At 61.4% G+C, this 16,428-nt stretch carries 14 protein-coding genes; 12 read left to right on the top strand and 2 right to left on the bottom strand.

The window, feature by feature from the left end; translation table 11 throughout:
- Window positions 1-48: 48 nt before the first annotated feature.
- Window positions 49-1,254 carry a glutamine-hydrolyzing carbamoyl-phosphate synthase small subunit gene (carA, locus tag AMK00_RS15125; RefSeq protein ID WP_064806255.1) on the bottom strand — a complete coding sequence of 402 codons (1,206 nt, stop codon included), beginning with the start codon at window positions 1,252-1,254 and terminating at the stop codon, window positions 49-51.
- Window positions 1,255-1,523: 269 nt separating this feature from the next.
- On the opposite strand from carA, the gene AMK00_RS15120 reads away from it, so the two are divergent.
- A complete protein-coding gene (locus tag AMK00_RS15120) occupies window positions 1,524-1,979 on the top strand; it encodes a GatB/YqeY domain-containing protein (RefSeq protein ID WP_064810894.1) in 456 nt (151 codons plus the stop codon).
- Window positions 1,980-1,982: 3 nt separating this feature from the next.
- Here the strand turns inward: AMK00_RS15120 and AMK00_RS15115 are convergent, their stop codons facing one another.
- Complete coding sequence (locus AMK00_RS15115) at window positions 1,983-2,873, bottom strand: hypothetical protein (RefSeq protein ID WP_064810891.1); 891 nt, start codon at window positions 2,871-2,873, stop codon at window positions 1,983-1,985.
- A gap of 667 nt (window positions 2,874-3,540) precedes the next feature.
- Here AMK00_RS15115 and dnaG point away from each other — a divergent pair.
- The 11 genes from dnaG (at window position 3,541) to AMK00_RS15065 (ending at window position 16,428) form a co-directional block, all read left to right on the top strand.
- Entirely contained in the window at window positions 3,541-5,541 is a 2,001-nt protein-coding gene (gene dnaG / locus AMK00_RS15110; protein ID WP_064810888.1) for a DNA primase, read from the top strand.
- Window positions 5,541-7,409, top strand: coding sequence for a DNA helicase RecQ (recQ, locus tag AMK00_RS15105; RefSeq protein ID WP_064803963.1), 1,869 nt, complete (start codon window positions 5,541-5,543; stop codon window positions 7,407-7,409). Before dnaG ends, recQ begins: the two co-directional genes overlap by 1 nt.
- 90 nt (window positions 7,410-7,499) lie before the next feature.
- On the top strand, window positions 7,500-8,687 hold the full coding sequence (locus tag AMK00_RS15100; protein ID WP_064810887.1) for a glycine C-acetyltransferase: 1,188 nt from the start codon (window positions 7,500-7,502) through the stop codon (window positions 8,685-8,687).
- Window positions 8,688-8,905: 218 nt separating this feature from the next.
- On the top strand, window positions 8,906-9,943 hold the full coding sequence (gene tdh, locus AMK00_RS15095; RefSeq protein ID WP_064803959.1) for an L-threonine 3-dehydrogenase: 1,038 nt from the start codon (window positions 8,906-8,908) through the stop codon (window positions 9,941-9,943).
- An 11-nt stretch (window positions 9,944-9,954) separates the two neighbouring features.
- On the top strand, window positions 9,955-10,302 hold the full coding sequence (locus tag AMK00_RS15090) for a GFA family protein (RefSeq protein ID WP_064810885.1): 348 nt from the start codon (window positions 9,955-9,957) through the stop codon (window positions 10,300-10,302).
- Between the two features lie 468 nt (window positions 10,303-10,770).
- Window positions 10,771-12,828 carry an RNA polymerase sigma factor RpoD gene (gene rpoD, locus AMK00_RS15085; protein ID WP_011426193.1) on the top strand — a complete coding sequence of 686 codons (2,058 nt, stop codon included), beginning with the start codon at window positions 10,771-10,773 and terminating at the stop codon, window positions 12,826-12,828.
- Window positions 12,829-13,030: 202 nt separating this feature from the next.
- The gene (locus AMK00_RS15080; protein ID WP_004677701.1) at window positions 13,031-13,324 is read left to right on the top strand and encodes a GYD domain-containing protein; all 294 of its coding nucleotides are present in this window, start codon (window positions 13,031-13,033) and stop codon (window positions 13,322-13,324) included.
- A 77-nt stretch (window positions 13,325-13,401) separates the two neighbouring features.
- Window positions 13,402-14,529: a DUF930 domain-containing protein gene (locus AMK00_RS15075; protein WP_167377208.1), complete on the top strand. Its 1,128-nt coding sequence runs from the start codon at window positions 13,402-13,404 to the stop codon at window positions 14,527-14,529.
- A 97-nt stretch (window positions 14,530-14,626) separates the two neighbouring features.
- Window positions 14,627-14,788 (top strand): hypothetical protein, encoded by a 162-nt coding sequence (locus tag AMK00_RS32590; RefSeq protein WP_167377197.1) that lies wholly within the window; start codon window positions 14,627-14,629, stop codon window positions 14,786-14,788.
- Between the two features lie 53 nt (window positions 14,789-14,841).
- Window positions 14,842-15,570, top strand: a complete 729-nt coding sequence (locus tag AMK00_RS15070; RefSeq protein ID WP_237350477.1) for an APH(3') family aminoglycoside O-phosphotransferase — start codon at window positions 14,842-14,844, stop codon at window positions 15,568-15,570.
- A 60-nt stretch (window positions 15,571-15,630) separates the two neighbouring features.
- On the top strand, window positions 15,631-16,428 hold the full coding sequence (locus tag AMK00_RS15065; protein ID WP_064810883.1) for an AraC family transcriptional regulator: 798 nt from the start codon (window positions 15,631-15,633) through the stop codon (window positions 16,426-16,428).

Genomic DNA, 16,428 nt, shown 5'->3' with positions numbered 1-16,428 from the left:
AGGTGGCTGCCCGTCTAACAGGCCTTGCGAAACCGGCGCTTCTTGAAATCAGCGTTCGGCGAGCGCCGGTTCGCCCTTCTTCTCGCGCACCATGTTGATGAAGCGGCGGAAGAGATAATGGCTGTCCTGCGGGCCGGGGGAGGCTTCTGGATGATGCTGGACGGAGAAGACCTGCTTGCCGAGAACGCGCAGGCCGCAATTGGTGCCGTCGAAAAGGGAAATATGAGTCTCTTCAACGCCGTCGGGCAGCGACTTCGAGTCCACCGCGAAGCCGTGGTTCATCGAGACGATCTCGACCTTGCCCGTCGTGTGATCCTTGACCGGATGATTGGCGCCGTGATGGCCCTGGTGCATCTTTTCGGTCTTCGCGCCCAAGGCGAGGCCGAGCATCTGGTGGCCGAGGCAGATGCCGAAGACCGGGATATCGGTCTTAACAAGTGTCTTGATGACAGGCACGGCATATTCGCCGGTTGCCGCTGGATCGCCGGGACCGTTCGAGAGGAAGATACCGTCCGGCTGCAAGGCGAGCACGTCTTCGGCGCTCGTTGTTGCCGGCACGACGGTCACCTTGCAGTCGAGGCCCGCAAACAGGCGCAGAATGTTGCGCTTGACGCCGTAATCGAGGCAGACGACGTGATATTTCGCATCCGCCGCGCCGAGTTCGCCGTAACCCTCGTTCCAGACCCACGGCGTCTGCGCCCAGTGTGAGGACTGGCCGGAGGAGGCGATCTTGGCAAGATCGAGACCTTCCAGGCCGCTCCAAGCCTTGGCTTCGGCCTTCAGCGCCTCGATGTCGAAGAGGCCGTTGGGGTCGTGGGCGATCACCGCGTTCGGAGCGCCGTTCTCGCGGATCCAGGCGGTGAGCGCACGCGTGTCGATGCCGCAGAGACCGATGATGCCGCGTGCTTTCAGCCACTGGTCGAGATGTTTGGCGGCGCGGTAGTTCGACGGGTCGGTGATGTCGGCCTTGAAGATGACGCCGACGGCGCCGTGGCGGGCGGCAGGCGTCAGGTCCTCGATATCCTCGTCGTTGGTGCCGATATTGCCGATGTGGGGAAAGGTGAAGGTGACGATCTGGCCGAGATAGGAGGGGTCGGTCATGATCTCTTCGTAGCCGGTCAGCGCCGTGTTGAAGACGACTTCGGCCTGGACCTTGCCGGTGGCGCCGATGCCCCTGCCTTCGATCACCGTGCCGTCGGCAAGAACGAGCAGGGCGGTCGGCTTTTCGGTTGTCCAGGGTGCTGTTGCGGTCATCTTCATCCCGTTTCCGGCGGCCGATGCGCTTAGCCGCGCTCGTCGCCATTTGATCTCGCAGACGTGTGGGCACGGCAATGCCGCGCGCTTCAGGCCTGATCACGAATTTTGGTGCAGGTGGCGGTAAATAGCCACGCAATCGCTTAGCGTCAATCTTTGTAGCCGGGATTGCGGCCGTTTTCTTGCGCTTTATCGCGACGATCGCGCAATTTATTTGATCCGTCGCATCGGCGTGGTTTATGAAGCGGCATCAAAAAAGGAGTGAACACATGCTGCGCGATCAACTCGCCACTCAGCTGAAAGAGGCGATGAAGGCCAAGGATACGGAGCGGCTGTCGACCGTCCGGCTGATTCAGGCGGCGATCAAGGACCGCGACATTGCCAATCGCGGTGCCGGCAAGGAGCAGGCGAGCGACGACGAGATCCTGCAGATTCTCGCCAAGATGGTGAAGCAGCGTGACGAATCGGCAAAGATCTATGAGGAGAATTCCCGGCCGGAGCTTGCTGCCAAGGAGCGTGCGGAAATCGCCGTCATTCAGGACTTCATGCCGAAGCAGCTTTCGGACGGCGAAGTGCGCGCCAACATCTCGGCGATCATCACCGAGACAGGTGCTGCCGGCGTCAAGGACATGGGCAAGGTGATGGCGGCGCTCAAGGAGCGTTATGCCGGGCAAATGGATTTCGCCAAGGCATCGGCAACCGTCAAGGAGCTTTTGAACGGATAAGCCTCAGATGGCCCGTCTCGCCTGCGGCTCCTCACGGACCGCAGGTCCGAGCACGGCCTCGGCGGCGGCATCGACGATGGCGAACTTCGCCGCCTGATAGTTCCAATATTCGAGGATGAAGCGGCGGGACAGCCAGAAGTCGCCCTTGCGCGAAGGTTCTGTCCAGCCGACGCTTTCCATGGTCGCGGCCTGGGTCAGAAGCCGCTTCAGGTGGGTATTGGAAATCATGAATTGTTCGCGGAGCTCCCGCAGCGACAGGGGACCGATAACGACGCGCTCGGCCGCCCGAGGAAATTGCGGAAGGCGGGAGATCAGGTAATCCATCACCAGTCCGCCCGAATTCGCCCAGTTGAAGAGGTTGAAGGTGGGGCCTGGATTGCGCACGGACTCACTGCCGATGATCGCCCTTGCGATCCGCGGCTGAATCGCAGCCATTGTTGCGGAGGGGGCGGCGGTGATCTGGTCGGCGCGTTCGCCGCCGTCGAGGCTGTCGAGGATCATCATATGGGTGACGAGCCATCGCGTGAAATGCTGTTCGGCAATTTCGGTCGGTTCCAGATAGCGTGTGCGCTTGTCAGGTCCGGGCACCACACGCAGGAAACGATAGGCCAGCATTTCCTGCATGAAGGCCGCGGCCGTCTTGCGGCTGGCGATGTCGTTCTTGACTGCGAAATCGACAAAGCGGCCGGAATAGAGGCCACCGCTTTGGCCGTCGTCGGGATGACCGTAATGAAGTGCGAAGCCGGCATGGGCCATCAGCCAGCGCTGCTGCGCCGCGAAAATCGATGCGATGCGCGGGCTCTCGCGATAGATCGCAAGCAGTTGAGTGGCGCAATGTAGGATCGCAGCGAGAAAGCGATCGTCTGCTGCAAGATTTTCCGCGGTGAAAGCCATTGGGAAGGGTCCAGGAGTTCGGCGCATACATCTTTCATGCCCGCGCCGTCTGTCAACGGTTTTGTCGATAAGCGGTTAATTTCAAAGGGAGACTTGGCAATAGAGCCTGAAATTTAAGAAGGCAGGAGCTGGGGGCGCTCCTGCCTTCTTGCTCTTTGCTTCCGCCGGCAACGCAGGGCTGAGGCCCAAGCCGGTGGGTATTTGCAAAGGCACCCTTGCGAAGCGGCGCCGGGGGTAGGGATGGTGCTTCGCTCGGGGATCGCTTTGTTGAGATCAAACCTATTGCGGTGCGGACGTCTGTTCAAATTACAAAAAAATAATGATTGCCGGAAACGGCGCTTTGAGGGGCTTCGAAGCGAAGTTTCGGCAGGCGCCGCGAGGATCACGACGCGCGAGTGGTCGTGGCGATAAGGGGCTGTTTTGAAACGTTTTAATTCGGTTTCGTGTTACGCCGCCGCTCGTGCCGAAGCCCTTGCCGTGGGCGACCCCAGGCCTTTCGACGACAATAATGTCGCACCCCTGTCGCAGGGGTGGTCACGTGTTGTTGATTGGATAACCGACGCGACCACCGTTGGATGCACTTGCCTGTGAATAGCGGGTTTTCCCGACGAGTTTCGTGGCATGGTGCGGCAAAGCAGCTTATATGGAGCTTGGCCAAGAGGGATAAATGCGCTTTTCCAACACCTTTCTCGATGAGATCCGCGACCGCGTTCCGATTTCGAACGTGATCGCGCGCCGCGTCAGCTGGGACAAGCGTAAGACCAATGTCTCGCGTGGCGACTACTGGGCCTGCTGCCCGTTCCATGGCGAGAAATCGCCGAGCTTCCACTGCGAGGACCGAAAGGGGCGGTATCACTGCTTCGGCTGCGGCGTCACCGGCGACCACTTCCGCTTCCTGACCGAGCTGGAGGGTTTGAGTTTTCCCGAGGCCGTGCAGCAGATCGCCGAGATGGCCGGCGTGCCGATGCCGCTTGCCGATCCCGTGATGGAGAAGCGCGAGAAAGAGCGCGGCTCGCTGATCGACGTCATGGAAATGGCGACCAGCTTCTTCCAGGACCAGCTGCAGACGGCCAATGGCGCAAAGGCGCGCGCCTATCTGCGCGATCGCGGACTGACGGGGCGTACCATCGAGACCTTCCGTCTCGGTTATGCGCCTGACAGCCGCAATGCGCTGAAGGAATTCCTGGCCGGCAAGGGCGTCTCCAAGGAGCAGATCGAGGCCTGCGGCCTGGTCGTGCATGAAAACGTGCCGGTCTCCTACGACCGTTTCCGTGACCGCATCATGTTCCCGATCCTTTCGTCGCGGGAAAAGGTGATCGCCTTCGGCGGCCGCGCCATGTCATCAGATGCGCCCGCGAAATATCTGAACTCCAACGAGACGGAGCTCTTCCACAAGGGCAATGTCCTTTACAATTTCGCCCGCGCGCGCCGCGCCATACAGGGTCCCGGCCGCGGCGATCAGCAGGACGACAATGCGAGCGGCACCATCATCGCCGTCGAAGGTTATATGGACGTGATCGCGCTCTATCAGGCCGGCATCGAAAACGCCGTTGCGCCGCTCGGCACGGCGCTCACCGAAAACCAGCTCGAGCTGCTCTGGAAGATGGTGCCGCAGCCGGTACTCTGCTTCGATGGCGACGGCGCCGGCATTCGCGCCGCCAATCGCGCCGCCGAACTGGCGCTGCCGCATCTGAAGCCCGGCCGCTCCGTCCGCTTCGCGCTTCTGCCTGACGGTAAGGACCCGGATGATCTCGTGCGTGACGAGGGGCGCGCGCCTTTCGACAAGGTGATGAGCCAGGCGAAGCCGCTTTCGGAGATGCTGTGGAGCCGGGAAATCAACACCGGCAAGTTCGATACGCCCGAGGCGCGCGCCGAGCTCGAAGCACGGCTGAAGCAGCTCGTCGCCGTCATCGCCGACGAAAATGTACGCCGCCATTACCAGCAGGATATTCGCGACCGGCTGAACGCCTTCTTCCAGCCGCAGTTCCAGAACCGCAACAATGGCGAGCGGCGCGGTTTTAGCGGCAATTCCCGGAACGGCCGCGACAATGCGTCCAAGGCAGGACCGAAAAGCCCCAGCCTGATTTCCGACCGGCTCGCCCGCTCAGGCCCCGTGCGCGGACACCGGGACAATACGGCGCTGCGCGACAGCGTGCTGGCGCTCACCATCGTCAATCATCCGGCCCTGATGATCGACGATTATGATGAAATCGCCGCGATCGAATATGACAGCCGCGAGCTGCAGCGGCTCTGGTCGGCGATGCTCGGCGCAGCCGCTGCCGTCGCAGGGCCGCATCTGACGCGCGAATATCTGACTGAACGATTGGAATTCGAAGGCTTCGGTCCGCTTATCAAGAGCCTCGACCAGCAGGTGCGCAATGCGAGGCTTTGGACGGCGACCGAGGAGGCGGCGATGGAGGATGCCCGTGAGGGCTATCGTCAGGCGCTCGCCTTCCACAAACGTGCGAAGGCCTTGCGCCGGCAGAAGATGGAACTCGAACGCGAGATTGCGCTGGCGACCGAAGCCGGCGACGGCGAGGCGATCGTTCAGCTGATACGGGCGCAGCAGGAAGTGCATCTCGAAGGCGTACGCCTCGAGAACCAGGAGGCGATCATCGACGGCTTCGGCGTACTTTCTGGCCGTGTCAAAGGGGCGGCGAACCACTGATGCCGTTCAGCGGACGCAATGAACCAGGCTTTTCCGCTTCCGATGCGCTGTTTTCGGCCGGCCGTTCGCCGCTCGACGTCTTGAAACAGGTCTATGGTTATTCCTCCTTCCGCGGCAAACAGCAGAAGGTGGTGGAGCATATTGTTTCCGGCGGCGATGCCGTGGTGCTTTTTCCGACAGGCGCGGGCAAATCGCTGTGCTTCCAGATCCCGGCACTTTGCCGCGACGGCGTCGGCATCGTCGTCTCGCCGCTGATTGCGTTGATGCGCGATCAGGTGGAGGCGATGAAGCAGCTCGGCATCCGCGCCGCGGCATTGAATTCGTCGCTGTCGCGCGAGGAGTTCGTCCAGGTTCGTCGCGCGCTTTCGGCGGGAAAGCTCGATCTTCTCTACGTGACGCCCGAGCGCATCCTGACGGATGGTTTCCGCGAGCTGATCGCCAGTGAGAAGATCGCGCTGTTTGCGATCGACGAGGCCCACTGCGTCTCGCAATGGGGCCATGATTTCCGCCCGGAATATCGCGAGCTCGGCCGGCTCGGCGAACAGTATCCCGGCGTGCCCCGCGTGGCGCTGACGGCAACGGCCGACCCGCATACGCGTGACGATATCATCGAGCGGCTGGGGCTCGGCAATGCCGAAATCTTCACCACCAGCTTCGACAGGCCGAATATTGCCTATGAAATCGTCGAGCGCGACCAGCCGCGCCAGCAGCTTCTGCGCTTCCTGTCCGGCCACAAGGGCGACAGCGGCATCGTCTACTGCCTGTCGCGCGCCAAGGTCGAGGACACGGCCGACTGGCTGAACGGGCAGGGCATCCGCGCGCTGCCCTATCACGCCGGCATGGACCGGGCACTGCGCGACAGCAATCAGGATGCTTTCCTGAAAGAAGAGAACCTCTGCCTGGTCGCGACCGTCGCCTTCGGCATGGGCATCGACAAGCCGAATGTGCGCTATGTCGCCCATCTCGACCTGCCGGGTTCGGTGGAAGCCTATTACCAGGAGACCGGGCGCGCCGGCCGCGACGGCCTGCCGTCCGAGGTCTGGATGGCCTATGGCATGGCCGACGTCATCCAGCGCCGCCGCATGATCGATGAGGGCAACGCTGCAGACGAAATCAAGCGGGTCGAGCGCGCCAAGCTCAACGCCTTGCTGGCGATCTGCGAAACCGCCTCCTGCCGCCGGCAGGCGATCCTTGCCCATTTCGGCGAGGCGCATGCCGGCCAATGCGGCAATTGCGACACCTGCCTGAAGCCGGTCGAGACCTGGGAAGGCACGGAAGCCGCGATCAAGGCGCTCGCCGCCGTCTACCGCACCGGCGAGCGGTTCGGCGCCGGTCATGTCATCGATGTGCTGGTCGGTAACATCAACGAAAAGACCGAGCGTTTCGGCCATGTGAATATGCCGGTCTTCGGCGCCGGCAAGGACATTCCGGCGCGCACATGGCAATCCGTCTACCGCCAGCTGCTCGCCATGGGACTGATCCGTATCGATCATGAGGCCTATGGGGCGCTGAAGCTGGAGTCGGAGGCGCGCGCCGTTTTCAAGCAGGAACGGCAGGTCTTCTTCCGCAAGGACCGGCCGGCCTCCGAACGGCGTACGAAGAAGGCCGAGCGCAGCGAGCGCAAGTCGGGCCTGTCGGGCGCCGACGGCACGCTTTTCGAGGCGCTGAGAGCCGAGCGCATGTCGATCGCCAAATCGCTCGGCGTACCGCCCTATGTCGTCTTCCCCGATACGACGCTGATCGCTTTTGCGACGGAACGGCCGCGCAGCCGCAAGGAATTGCTCGGCATATCGGGCGTCGGACAATCGAAGCTCGAGCGTTATGGCGACGCTTTCCTGGAGATCATTCTCTCGCACGATAAGGATTGAACGGGCCCGCTGATTTTGGTGCGGCGAGAAGACAAGCAAGCAGCGATATGCTAACCCGATTGCTATAAAAAACGTCAGGAAGGGCCGCCCATGACCTCGCCATTTCTTTCCCATCTCCGGGCCGAGATTTCGGCGCTCAGGGATGCCGGCCTCTACAAGTCGGAGAGGGTCATCAGTTCCAAGCAGGCGGGCGAGATTGCGATTTCCACCGGCGAGCGGGTGCTGAATTTCTGCGCCAACAACTATCTCGGCCTTGCTGACAACGAAGAGCTGGCGGAGGCCGGCAAGAAGGCGCTCGACCGCTATGGCTACGGCATGGCCTCGGTGCGTTTCATCTGCGGCACGCAGGAAGAGCACAAGCAGCTCGAGGCCCGCATTTCTGCCTTTCTCGGCATGGAGGACACGATCCTCTATTCCTCCTGCTTCGATGCCAATGGCGGTCTGTTCGAAACGCTGCTCGGCGAAGAGGATGCGATCATTTCCGACGCACTGAACCATGCCTCGATCATCGATGGCGTGCGTCTCTCCAAGGCCAAACGCTTCCGCTACGCCAACAACGACATGGCGGCGCTGGAAGAGGAGCTGAAAAAGGCCGAAGGCAGCCGCTTCAAGCTGATTGCCACCGACGGCGTCTTCTCCATGGACGGCATCATCGCCAATCTCGGCGGCGTCTGCGACCTCGCCGAGAAATACGGCGCGATGGTCATGGTCGACGACAGCCACGCCGTCGGCTTCGTCGGCAGAAATGGCCGCGGCTCGCCGGAATATTGCGGCGTCGAGGACCGCATCGACATTATCACCGGCACGCTCGGCAAGGCGCTCGGCGGCGCGTCCGGCGGTTACACTTCGGCGAGAGCCGAAGTCGTCGAATGGCTGCGGCAACGTTCGCGGCCCTATCTGTTCTCGAACACGCTGGCCCCGGTCATCGCCGCGGCCTCGCTGAAAGTGTTCGACCTGATCGAAAACGGCGATGCCCTGCGCAAGCGCCTTTCCGACAATGCCGATCTCTTTCGTATTGAAATGACCAAGCTCGGGTTCACACTCGCCGGCGAAGGCCATCCGATCATCCCGGTCATGCTGGGCGACGCCAAGCTTGCCCAGGATATGGCGGGCCTGATGCTGAAGAAGGGCATCTATGTGATCGGGTTCTCCTTCCCCGTGGTGCCGAAAGGCCAGGCCCGTATCCGCACGCAAATGTCGGCGGCGCATTCCAGGGCGGATGTGGAGCAGGCGATTGCCGCTTTTGCGGAAGCTGGGCGGGAGCTGGGTGTGATTTGAGCGAGGCTTGCTCCCTCTTCTCCCCAGCGGGGAGACGTGGCCCGAAGGGTCGGATGAGGGGGCGGAGAAAAGCGACGTTTCGAGCGGTAAGCGAGAAACAATAAGGTCTCTATGGCGTGCCGTGTGGCCCCCTCATCCGCCCTACGGGCACCTTCTCCCCATTGGGGAGAAGAGGGAGTCGCAAGGTCCGGCACCAAAACAAGGGCGGGATATTGTCGATGTCGAACATGATGAAGGCGCTGGTCAAATCGAAGCCAGAGGTCGGGCTCTGGATGGAGAATGTGCCGGTGCCCGAGGTCGGGCCGAACGATGTGCTGATCCGGGTGAAGAAATCGGCGATCTGCGGCACCGACGTGCATATCTGGAACTGGGACCAGTGGGCGCAGAAGACCATTCCGGTGCCGATGGTCGTCGGCCATGAATTCTCCGGCGAGATTGCCGAGATCGGATCGGCGGTCACCCGCTATCATGTCGGCGAGCGGGTCTCCGGCGAAGGGCATATCGTCTGCGGCAAGTGCCGCAACTGCCGGGCGGGTAGGGGGCATCTTTGCCGCAACACGCTCGGCGTCGGCGTCAACCGGCCGGGCTCGTTCGGCGAGTTCGTCTGTATCCCCGAAAGCAATGTCGTGCCGATCCCGGACGATATAACAGACGAGATCGCCGCGATCTTCGATCCGTTCGGCAATGCCGTGCATACCGCGCTCTCCTTCGATCTCGTCGGCGAGGACGTGCTCGTCACCGGCGCCGGGCCGATCGGCATCATGGGAGCGCTCGTCGCCAAGCGTTCCGGCGCCCGCAAGGTTGTTATCACCGACATCAATCCGCATCGTCTGGACCTGGCGCGCAAGCTCGGCATCGATCATGTCGTCGATGCATCGAAGGAAAACCTCGCCGACGTGATGAAGGCGATCGGCATGACGGAGGGTTTCGACGTCGGGCTCGAAATGTCGGGCGCAGCACCCGCCTTCCGCGACATGATCGACAAGATGAACAATGGCGGCAAGATCGCCATTCTCGGCATTGCGCCGGCCGGATTCGAGATCGACTGGAACAAGGTGATTTTCAAGATGCTCAATCTCAAGGGCATCTATGGTCGCGAGATGTTCGAAACCTGGTACAAGATGATCGCCTTCGTGCAAGGCGGCCTCGACCTTTCGCCCATCATCACGCATCGCATCAAGATCGACGATTTCCGCGATGGTTTCGAGGCGATGCGGTCGGGCAATTCAGGCAAGGTCGTGATGGACTGGATGTGAGGGAGGACAACATGCTCTACGAAGGAAGCTGCCATTGCGGCAACGTTGCTTTCGCGGTCGAAGGCGAATTCACCGAGGCGCTGGACTGCAACTGTTCGCTCTGCCGCAGGCGGGGAGGGCTTCTCGCTTTCGTGCCGCGCGAGAAACTGGTGCTGAAGACACCGGAAGACGATCTTTCGACCTATACTTTCAACCGGCATGTCATCAAGCATCATTTCTGCGCCAATTGCGGCATCGCCCCCTTCGGCGAGGGCGTGGCGCCGAACGGTGCGGCGGTGGCTTCGATCAATCTGCGCTGCATTCCCGCGATCGATCTCGGCGCGCTGAAGGTGACGCCTTACGACGGCCAGGCACGTTAGCCAATATTTACCCGGAGAGGGCGAATATACCGTCGGCACAATTGCAGGAAATGGCCGGAACAACTGGGGCGGCGGGCAAAATTCCGGCCGCCCTTGTCTTTTGTTTGCTGCTTCTTAAATAAGGTTCGCAATCGCAGCCGCGGTTCAAAGCCTGTGGATAAGGCTTTTTCCGAGTTTTCGCGGGCTTTTTTGCTGGAAAAGCTTGACGAGAACAAAAAATGTGGGAATCACCGTTCGACTTGTTGAAACGGTGAACAGGGTCAAGGCGGATCGCGCAACCATGGCCGGAAATCCAAAGGCAAGAAAGCTTTGCTGTCCGGTACCGGCGATCGTGGTTAATCAGACTTTAAATGTCATCCCGTTAGGTGGGCCTAGGTGATTCAAGGGCGACGCGAGCGGCGCGTCAGGCCCTGAGACGGCCCATTCACCGTAGCGAGATTGGATAGCGTCAGGAAGGCGACGATATAAATGGCAACCAAGGTCAAAGAGAACGAAGACGCGGAAGTCGAACGCGACGGCGCAAGCGACGGCCCTCTTCTCGATCTTTCCGACGATGCGGTCAAGAAGATGATCAAGGCCGCCAAGAAGCGCGGCTATGTGACGATGGATGAGCTCAACGCCGTCCTGCCGTCCGAAGAAGTGACCTCCGAGCAGATCGAAGACACGATGTCGATGCTGTCGGACATGGGCATCAACGTCATCGAGGACGAGGAAGCCGAAGAGGCTGGTGCTTCCGGCGGTGGCGATGACGACGACGCCGGCGGTGATGAGGACAGCGAAGGCGGCGAGCTCGCGCCTTCGGCCGGCACCGCGCTTGCGACCGCCAAGAAGAAAGAGCCGACCGACCGTACCGACGATCCGGTACGCATGTATCTGCGCGAGATGGGCTCGGTGGAGCTGCTGTCGCGCGAAGGCGAAATCGCGATCGCCAAGCGCATCGAAGCCGGCCGCGAGACGATGATCGCGGGCCTCTGTGAGAGCCCGCTGACCTTCCAGGCCCTGATCATCTGGCGCGACGAACTCAACGAAGGCACGACGCTGCTGCGCGAGATCATCGATCTCGAGACGACCTATTCCGGTCCGGAAGCCAAGGCCGCGCCGCAGTTCCAGAGCCCCGAGAAGATCGAGGCCGACCGCAAGGCGGCGGAAGAGAAGGAAAAGACCCGGCGCGCCCGCTCCGGCGACGACGACATCACCGATGTCGGCGGCGAAGGCCTGCCTCCCGAAGAGGAGGAAGAGGACGAGGACGAATCCAACCTCTCTCTCGCCGCGATGGAAGCCGAGCTGCGTCCGCAGGTCATGGAAACGCTCGACATCATTGCCGAGACCTACAAGAAGCTGCGCAAGCTGCAGGACCAGCAGGTCGAGCAGCGCCTTGCCGCCACCGGCACGCTGTCTTCCGCCCAGGAGCGCCGCTACAAGGAGCTCAAGGACGAGCTGATCAAGGCGGTCAAGTCGCTGTCGCTCAACCAGAACCGCATCGATGCACTGGTCGAGCAGCTCTATGACATCAACAAGCGCCTCGTGCAGAACGAAGGCCGCCTGCTGCGCCTGGCCGAATCCTACGGCGTCAAGCGCGACTCGTTCCTGGAGCAGTATCAGGGCGCCGAGCTTGATCCGAACTGGATGAAGTCGATCGGCAATCTGGCCGCTCGCGGCTGGAAGGAATTCGCCAAGGCCGAGAATACGACGATCCGCGACATCCGCCAGGAGATCCAGAATCTCGCGACGGAAACCGGCATCTCGATCTCGGAATTCCGCCGCATCGTGCACATGGTGCAGAAGGGCGAGCGCGAAGCCCGCATCGCCAAGAAGGAAATGGTCGAAGCGAACCTTCGCCTCGTCATCTCGATCGCCAAGAAGTACACGAACCGCGGCCTGCAGTTCCTCGATCTCATCCAGGAAGGCAATATCGGTCTGATGAAGGCGGTCGACAAGTTCGAATACCGCCGCGGTTACAAGTTCTCGACCTATGCGACGTGGTGGATCCGTCAGGCGATCACCCGTTCTATCGCCGACCAGGCCCGCACGATCCGCATTCCGGTGCACATGATCGAGACGATCAACAAGATCGTCCGGACCTCGCGCCAGATGCTGCACGAGATCGGTCGCGAGCCGACGCCGGAAGAACTGGCCGAAAAGCTCGCCATGCCGCTCGAAAAGGTCCGCAAGGTCCTGAAGATCGCCAAGGAGCCGATCTCGCTCGAAACCCCGGTGGGCGACGAAGAGGATTCGCATCTCGGCGATTTCATCGAGGACAAGAACGCGCTGCTGCCGATCGACGCCGCCATCCAGGCGAACCTGCGCGAGACGACGACCCGCGTTCTCGCCTCGCTGACGCCGCGCGAGGAACGTGTCCTGCGCATGCGCTTCGGCATCGGCATGAACACCGACCACACGCTCGAAGAAGTCGGCCAGCAGTTCTCGGTCACCCGCGAACGTATCCGCCAGATCGAGGCGAAGGCGCTGCGCAAGCTCAAGCATCCGAGCCGCTCGAGAAAGCTGCGCTCGTTCCTCGACAGCTAGGTTTTAATGCCGTTGCGAGTTGAAAAAGCCGGGCTTTATGCTCGGCTTTTGCTTTGTGATTAACACCAATGATCATGGCGGCTTTCTTGTCCCCGCCTGGTGACAAGGCTATAATCGCGGCCCACGGGGGAAGGGATCGATCGCGACGCGCGAGCGAGGTCGATGTGTACCTGTCGGCCAATCCTCCGTTAGGAGGTGCGACATGACCACTTACATTCTTTTGATCGATTGGACTGACCAAGGCATCCGTACTGTTCGCGACTCGACAAAACGGCTGGACGCGGCGAAAAAACTGCTCGCCGGCGTCGGCGGCTCCTTCAACCAATTCTATCTGACGATGGGCGGACACGACATGGTCGCGGTCTGCGAGGCGCCCGATGATGCGGTGATGGCGCATTTTACGCTGTCGCTCGCCATGGCGGGCAATGTCCGCACCGAGACGCTGAAGGCGTTCCCGGAGGCTGCCTATCGGGATCTCATCGGCTCGCTCGGCTGACTCTGCTCAAGCCGGTTCGGATATTAGCTAAGGCGCGGCTCGAAATCGCGTGGCAGCGATCACGCGGTTTTTTGCTTTTGTGGCTTGATGCTGCCGGCTTTAAAGGCCACATCGCTGCTGTGACAGAAGAAGACGTCGAACCGGCAGAAGCGCATGAAGCGCCAGAACAGCGGCCTGAAATCCGCTGGGGCGTCGGCGCGTCCGTGCTTCTGCACGTGCCGCTCATCGCCCTTCTCATTTTCGGCCTGCCGAAGATCGAGCCGAAGCCGCCTGAAGACGAGAGCGTGAAGGTGGAGCTCGTCCCGCCGCCGGAGGAGAAGAAGCCGGAAGAAAAGAAGCCCGAGAAGCCGCCGGAGCCGAAGCCGCCGGAACAGGCCAAGAAGCAACCGCCGCCACCACCGCCTCCTCCGCCCCCGCCACCGCCGCCGCCGCCGTCAGACGCTGTAAAGCCTGAGCCGAGCACCCCGATGCAAAGCATCTCGCATTCAGTCCCTGAGTTTGCCGACAAGGATACTGCGCCGGAACAACAGGAACAGGCATTGCCGCGGCATGCGGATGCACCGAAGCCATCCATTGCCGACGTGAAACCGGCAAGCGCACCCGTCGAGCCGCCGCAGCCCGAAAAATCCGAGGTTTCGAAGACAATGCCTGCGGCGAATGCCGTGCCTCAGGATATCGAACTGCCACAGGTGCAAATTGCTGAAGTCAATCCGGAAAAAAACGAGCCGGACGGCGTCGGATTGGACGAGGCAAGGACGAATTTGGAGCAAGCGGAGCACCCAAAGGAAACGGCGCCGACGCCTCCTGTTACCGCGGAAGCTAAGGTCAGCAAATCGGAAGAGCTTACAGAGGCAAAGATACTGTATTCCGAGAAGGCTACGGCTGATCCGATGATTAGGAACGCCATTAAGAATCTACCTCGAGCTGCGCGCATCAATGCGCTCTGCCAGACCGAGCTTCAGCAGCAGCTGATCCATGCTCCGGCGGGGTATAAGCCGGATTTCCTGCCTTCTTTTCCGCGTGTCACGAAAGGGAATATTCTTAATGGCACGGGCGGCGCCTTCCAGAGTTCAGGCTCGTGGTACGACGTTACCTTGATATGTCAAGTCGATAATGATGCCAGGAAGGTAATATCCTTCCGTTTCGACATTGGAGACAAAATTCCAAAAAGCCAATGGAAAAGCCGGGGCTTCCTGAAGTACTGATCTTCACGTGGCACGAGCCCCCAACAAGCCACACGCAAGGAACCGCATCTAGCCTCTCCCTATGGCCGTGATGGTACGGTGAAGAAGGGACAATGATATGTCAAACGAGATCGAGCGTTTTCTGGAGCGTCATGACGAAGCCGTGGCTGCGCTGTTCCTGGAAAACAAAGGCGACGAGCTGACCGATATTCTGGTGGCGGCCCTCGAAGAGGCCCTTGAGATCCTGGTCGAAGCTGCGCCCGCCGAAACGCTGCATTGACATCTTTCGAGAGATTGCCTGGCCCGCTTGCTGCCCGTCTGTCCGGCTATCGGATGGAACGGGAGGCGCTCGGCCGTTCCGCCGCGAGCGTCTTTCGGCTCGAAGGCGAGGGCCTGCCGGCGCTTTATCTGAAGGTCGAGGCGGCGGGGCGGTTCGGCGAACTTGCCGATGAGGCGGCCCGGCTTGCCTGGCTCAAGGGTTGCCGCCTGCCATGCCCGGAGGTGATCGCCCGGGAAAGCGACGGCGAGCGTAACTGGCTGCTGGTGAGCGCGCTGCCGGGAACCGATCTCGCCAGCGCTTCGGCGCTGATGCCGCTCGCGCGCGTCGAATTGCTGGCGGAGGCACTGCTCGATCTTCATCGCCTGCCGATTGCTTCCTGTCCGTTCGACCACCGCCTGGAAATGCGCCTGCCGGTGGCCAAGGCACGTATGGAAGCGGGAATCGTCGACGAGGAGGATTTCGATCCGGCGCGGCTTGGGAAAAGGGCTGCCGAACTTTTCGCCGCGCTCGAAAGCATGAGGCCAACCAATGAGGATCTCGTCGTTACCCATGGCGACGCCTGCCTGCCGAACTTCGTCGCTTCCCGCGGCCAATTCTTCGGCTATATCGATTGCAGCCGCCTCGGCGTCGCCGACCGCTATCAGGATATTGCGCTCGCCTGCCGCAGCATCGCCTATAATTTCGGCGAGGCGCTGGTGCAGCCCTTTCTCGATCGTTACGGCCTGCCGGCGCCTGATCCGGCAAGGCTCGGTTATTATCAGCTGCTCGACGAGTTCTTCTAGACGATTGCATCATCAATGCGCGGCTGGCAGAGTTGACGGCATCGAACCTGCGGATGTGAAATGCCGAAAAACCAGTTCAGGATGCTGCGCTCGGCGCTGACAGGCGTCGAAGCGGTGGAAGCCGAAACGCCTCACAGTTTCGCCAGGCACACGCATGAGCAGTTCGGCATCGGCCTCGTTTCATCGGGGGCGCAGAAATCGCTCAGCGGGCGCGGCGTGGTGGAGGCCGAGGCCGGTGATATCATCACCGTCAATCCGAACGAGGTGCATGACGGCGCGCCGATCGGCGAGCGCCGGTCGTGGCGCATCCTCTATTTCGATCCCGAGATCGTCACCGGCCTCTCGCAAGAGATCGGCGCAAAGCGCTCGGAAATCTCCCATCCCGTCATTCGCGATGCGGCGATCGCCACCCGCTTCGAAACGCTGTTTCGCGCGGTGACCGCAAGTGCTGCCGACGGGCTGCTCTGCGAGGAACTGCTTCTGCAACTCGTCGCCCATGTCATGCGGGAAGGCGACGGCAGCGAGGAGAGGCCGCCGGTGCCGTCATCCATCCGCGCGGCGCGGGATCTGATCGACGACGATCCGCTTGCCGCCGTCTCGCTGGCCGATCTTTCCCGGGAAAGCGGCCTCAGCCGTTTCCAGCTGCTGCGCGGCTTCGCCAAGGCGACGGGACTGACGCCGCATGCCTATCTCGTCCAGGCCCGCATCCATCTCGCCCGGCGGCTGATCGCTGAGGGCACGCCGCTTGCGGAAGCCGCCTTTGCCAGCGGCTTTGCCGACCAGAGCCACATGACACGCGTCTTCGTACGCAAATACGGACTGTCGCCGCGGCTTTATGCCGGCGGCGCTTTTCTCTGA

It is taken from the genome of Rhizobium sp. N621 (assembly GCF_001664325.1).
Classification (GTDB): Bacteria; Pseudomonadota; Alphaproteobacteria; order Rhizobiales; family Rhizobiaceae; genus Rhizobium; species Rhizobium esperanzae.
The sequence above is the reverse complement of the archived record's forward strand: the minus strand, read 5'-3'. Positions and strand labels throughout refer to the sequence as shown.

What these genes read in the sequence shown, in the direction of transcription:
- AMK00_RS32590 (WP_167377197.1), top strand. Translation starts at nt 14,627, where the DNA reads ATGTCAAACGAGATCGAGCGTTTTCTGGAGCGTCATGACGAAGCCGTG.
- dnaG (WP_064810888.1), top strand. Translation starts at nt 3,541, where the DNA reads ATGCGCTTTTCCAACACCTTTCTCGATGAGATCCGCGACCGCGTTCCG.
- AMK00_RS15090 (WP_064810885.1), top strand. Translation starts at nt 9,955, where the DNA reads ATGCTCTACGAAGGAAGCTGCCATTGCGGCAACGTTGCTTTCGCGGTC.
- recQ (WP_064803963.1), top strand. Translation starts at nt 5,541, where the DNA reads ATGCCGTTCAGCGGACGCAATGAACCAGGCTTTTCCGCTTCCGATGCG.
- AMK00_RS15080 (WP_004677701.1), top strand. Translation starts at nt 13,031, where the DNA reads ATGACCACTTACATTCTTTTGATCGATTGGACTGACCAAGGCATCCGT.
- AMK00_RS15070 (WP_237350477.1), top strand. Translation starts at nt 14,842, where the DNA reads ATGGAACGGGAGGCGCTCGGCCGTTCCGCCGCGAGCGTCTTTCGGCTC.
- AMK00_RS15065 (WP_064810883.1), top strand. Translation starts at nt 15,631, where the DNA reads ATGCCGAAAAACCAGTTCAGGATGCTGCGCTCGGCGCTGACAGGCGTC.
- AMK00_RS15100 (WP_064810887.1), top strand. Translation starts at nt 7,500, where the DNA reads ATGACCTCGCCATTTCTTTCCCATCTCCGGGCCGAGATTTCGGCGCTC.
- tdh (WP_064803959.1), top strand. Translation starts at nt 8,906, where the DNA reads ATGTCGAACATGATGAAGGCGCTGGTCAAATCGAAGCCAGAGGTCGGG.
- rpoD (WP_011426193.1), top strand. Translation starts at nt 10,771, where the DNA reads ATGGCAACCAAGGTCAAAGAGAACGAAGACGCGGAAGTCGAACGCGAC.
- AMK00_RS15115 (WP_064810891.1), bottom strand. Translation starts at nt 2,873, where the DNA reads ATGGCTTTCACCGCGGAAAATCTTGCAGCAGACGATCGCTTTCTCGCT.
- AMK00_RS15120 (WP_064810894.1), top strand. Translation starts at nt 1,524, where the DNA reads ATGCTGCGCGATCAACTCGCCACTCAGCTGAAAGAGGCGATGAAGGCC.
- carA (WP_064806255.1), bottom strand. Translation starts at nt 1,254, where the DNA reads ATGACCGCAACAGCACCCTGGACAACCGAAAAGCCGACCGCCCTGCTC.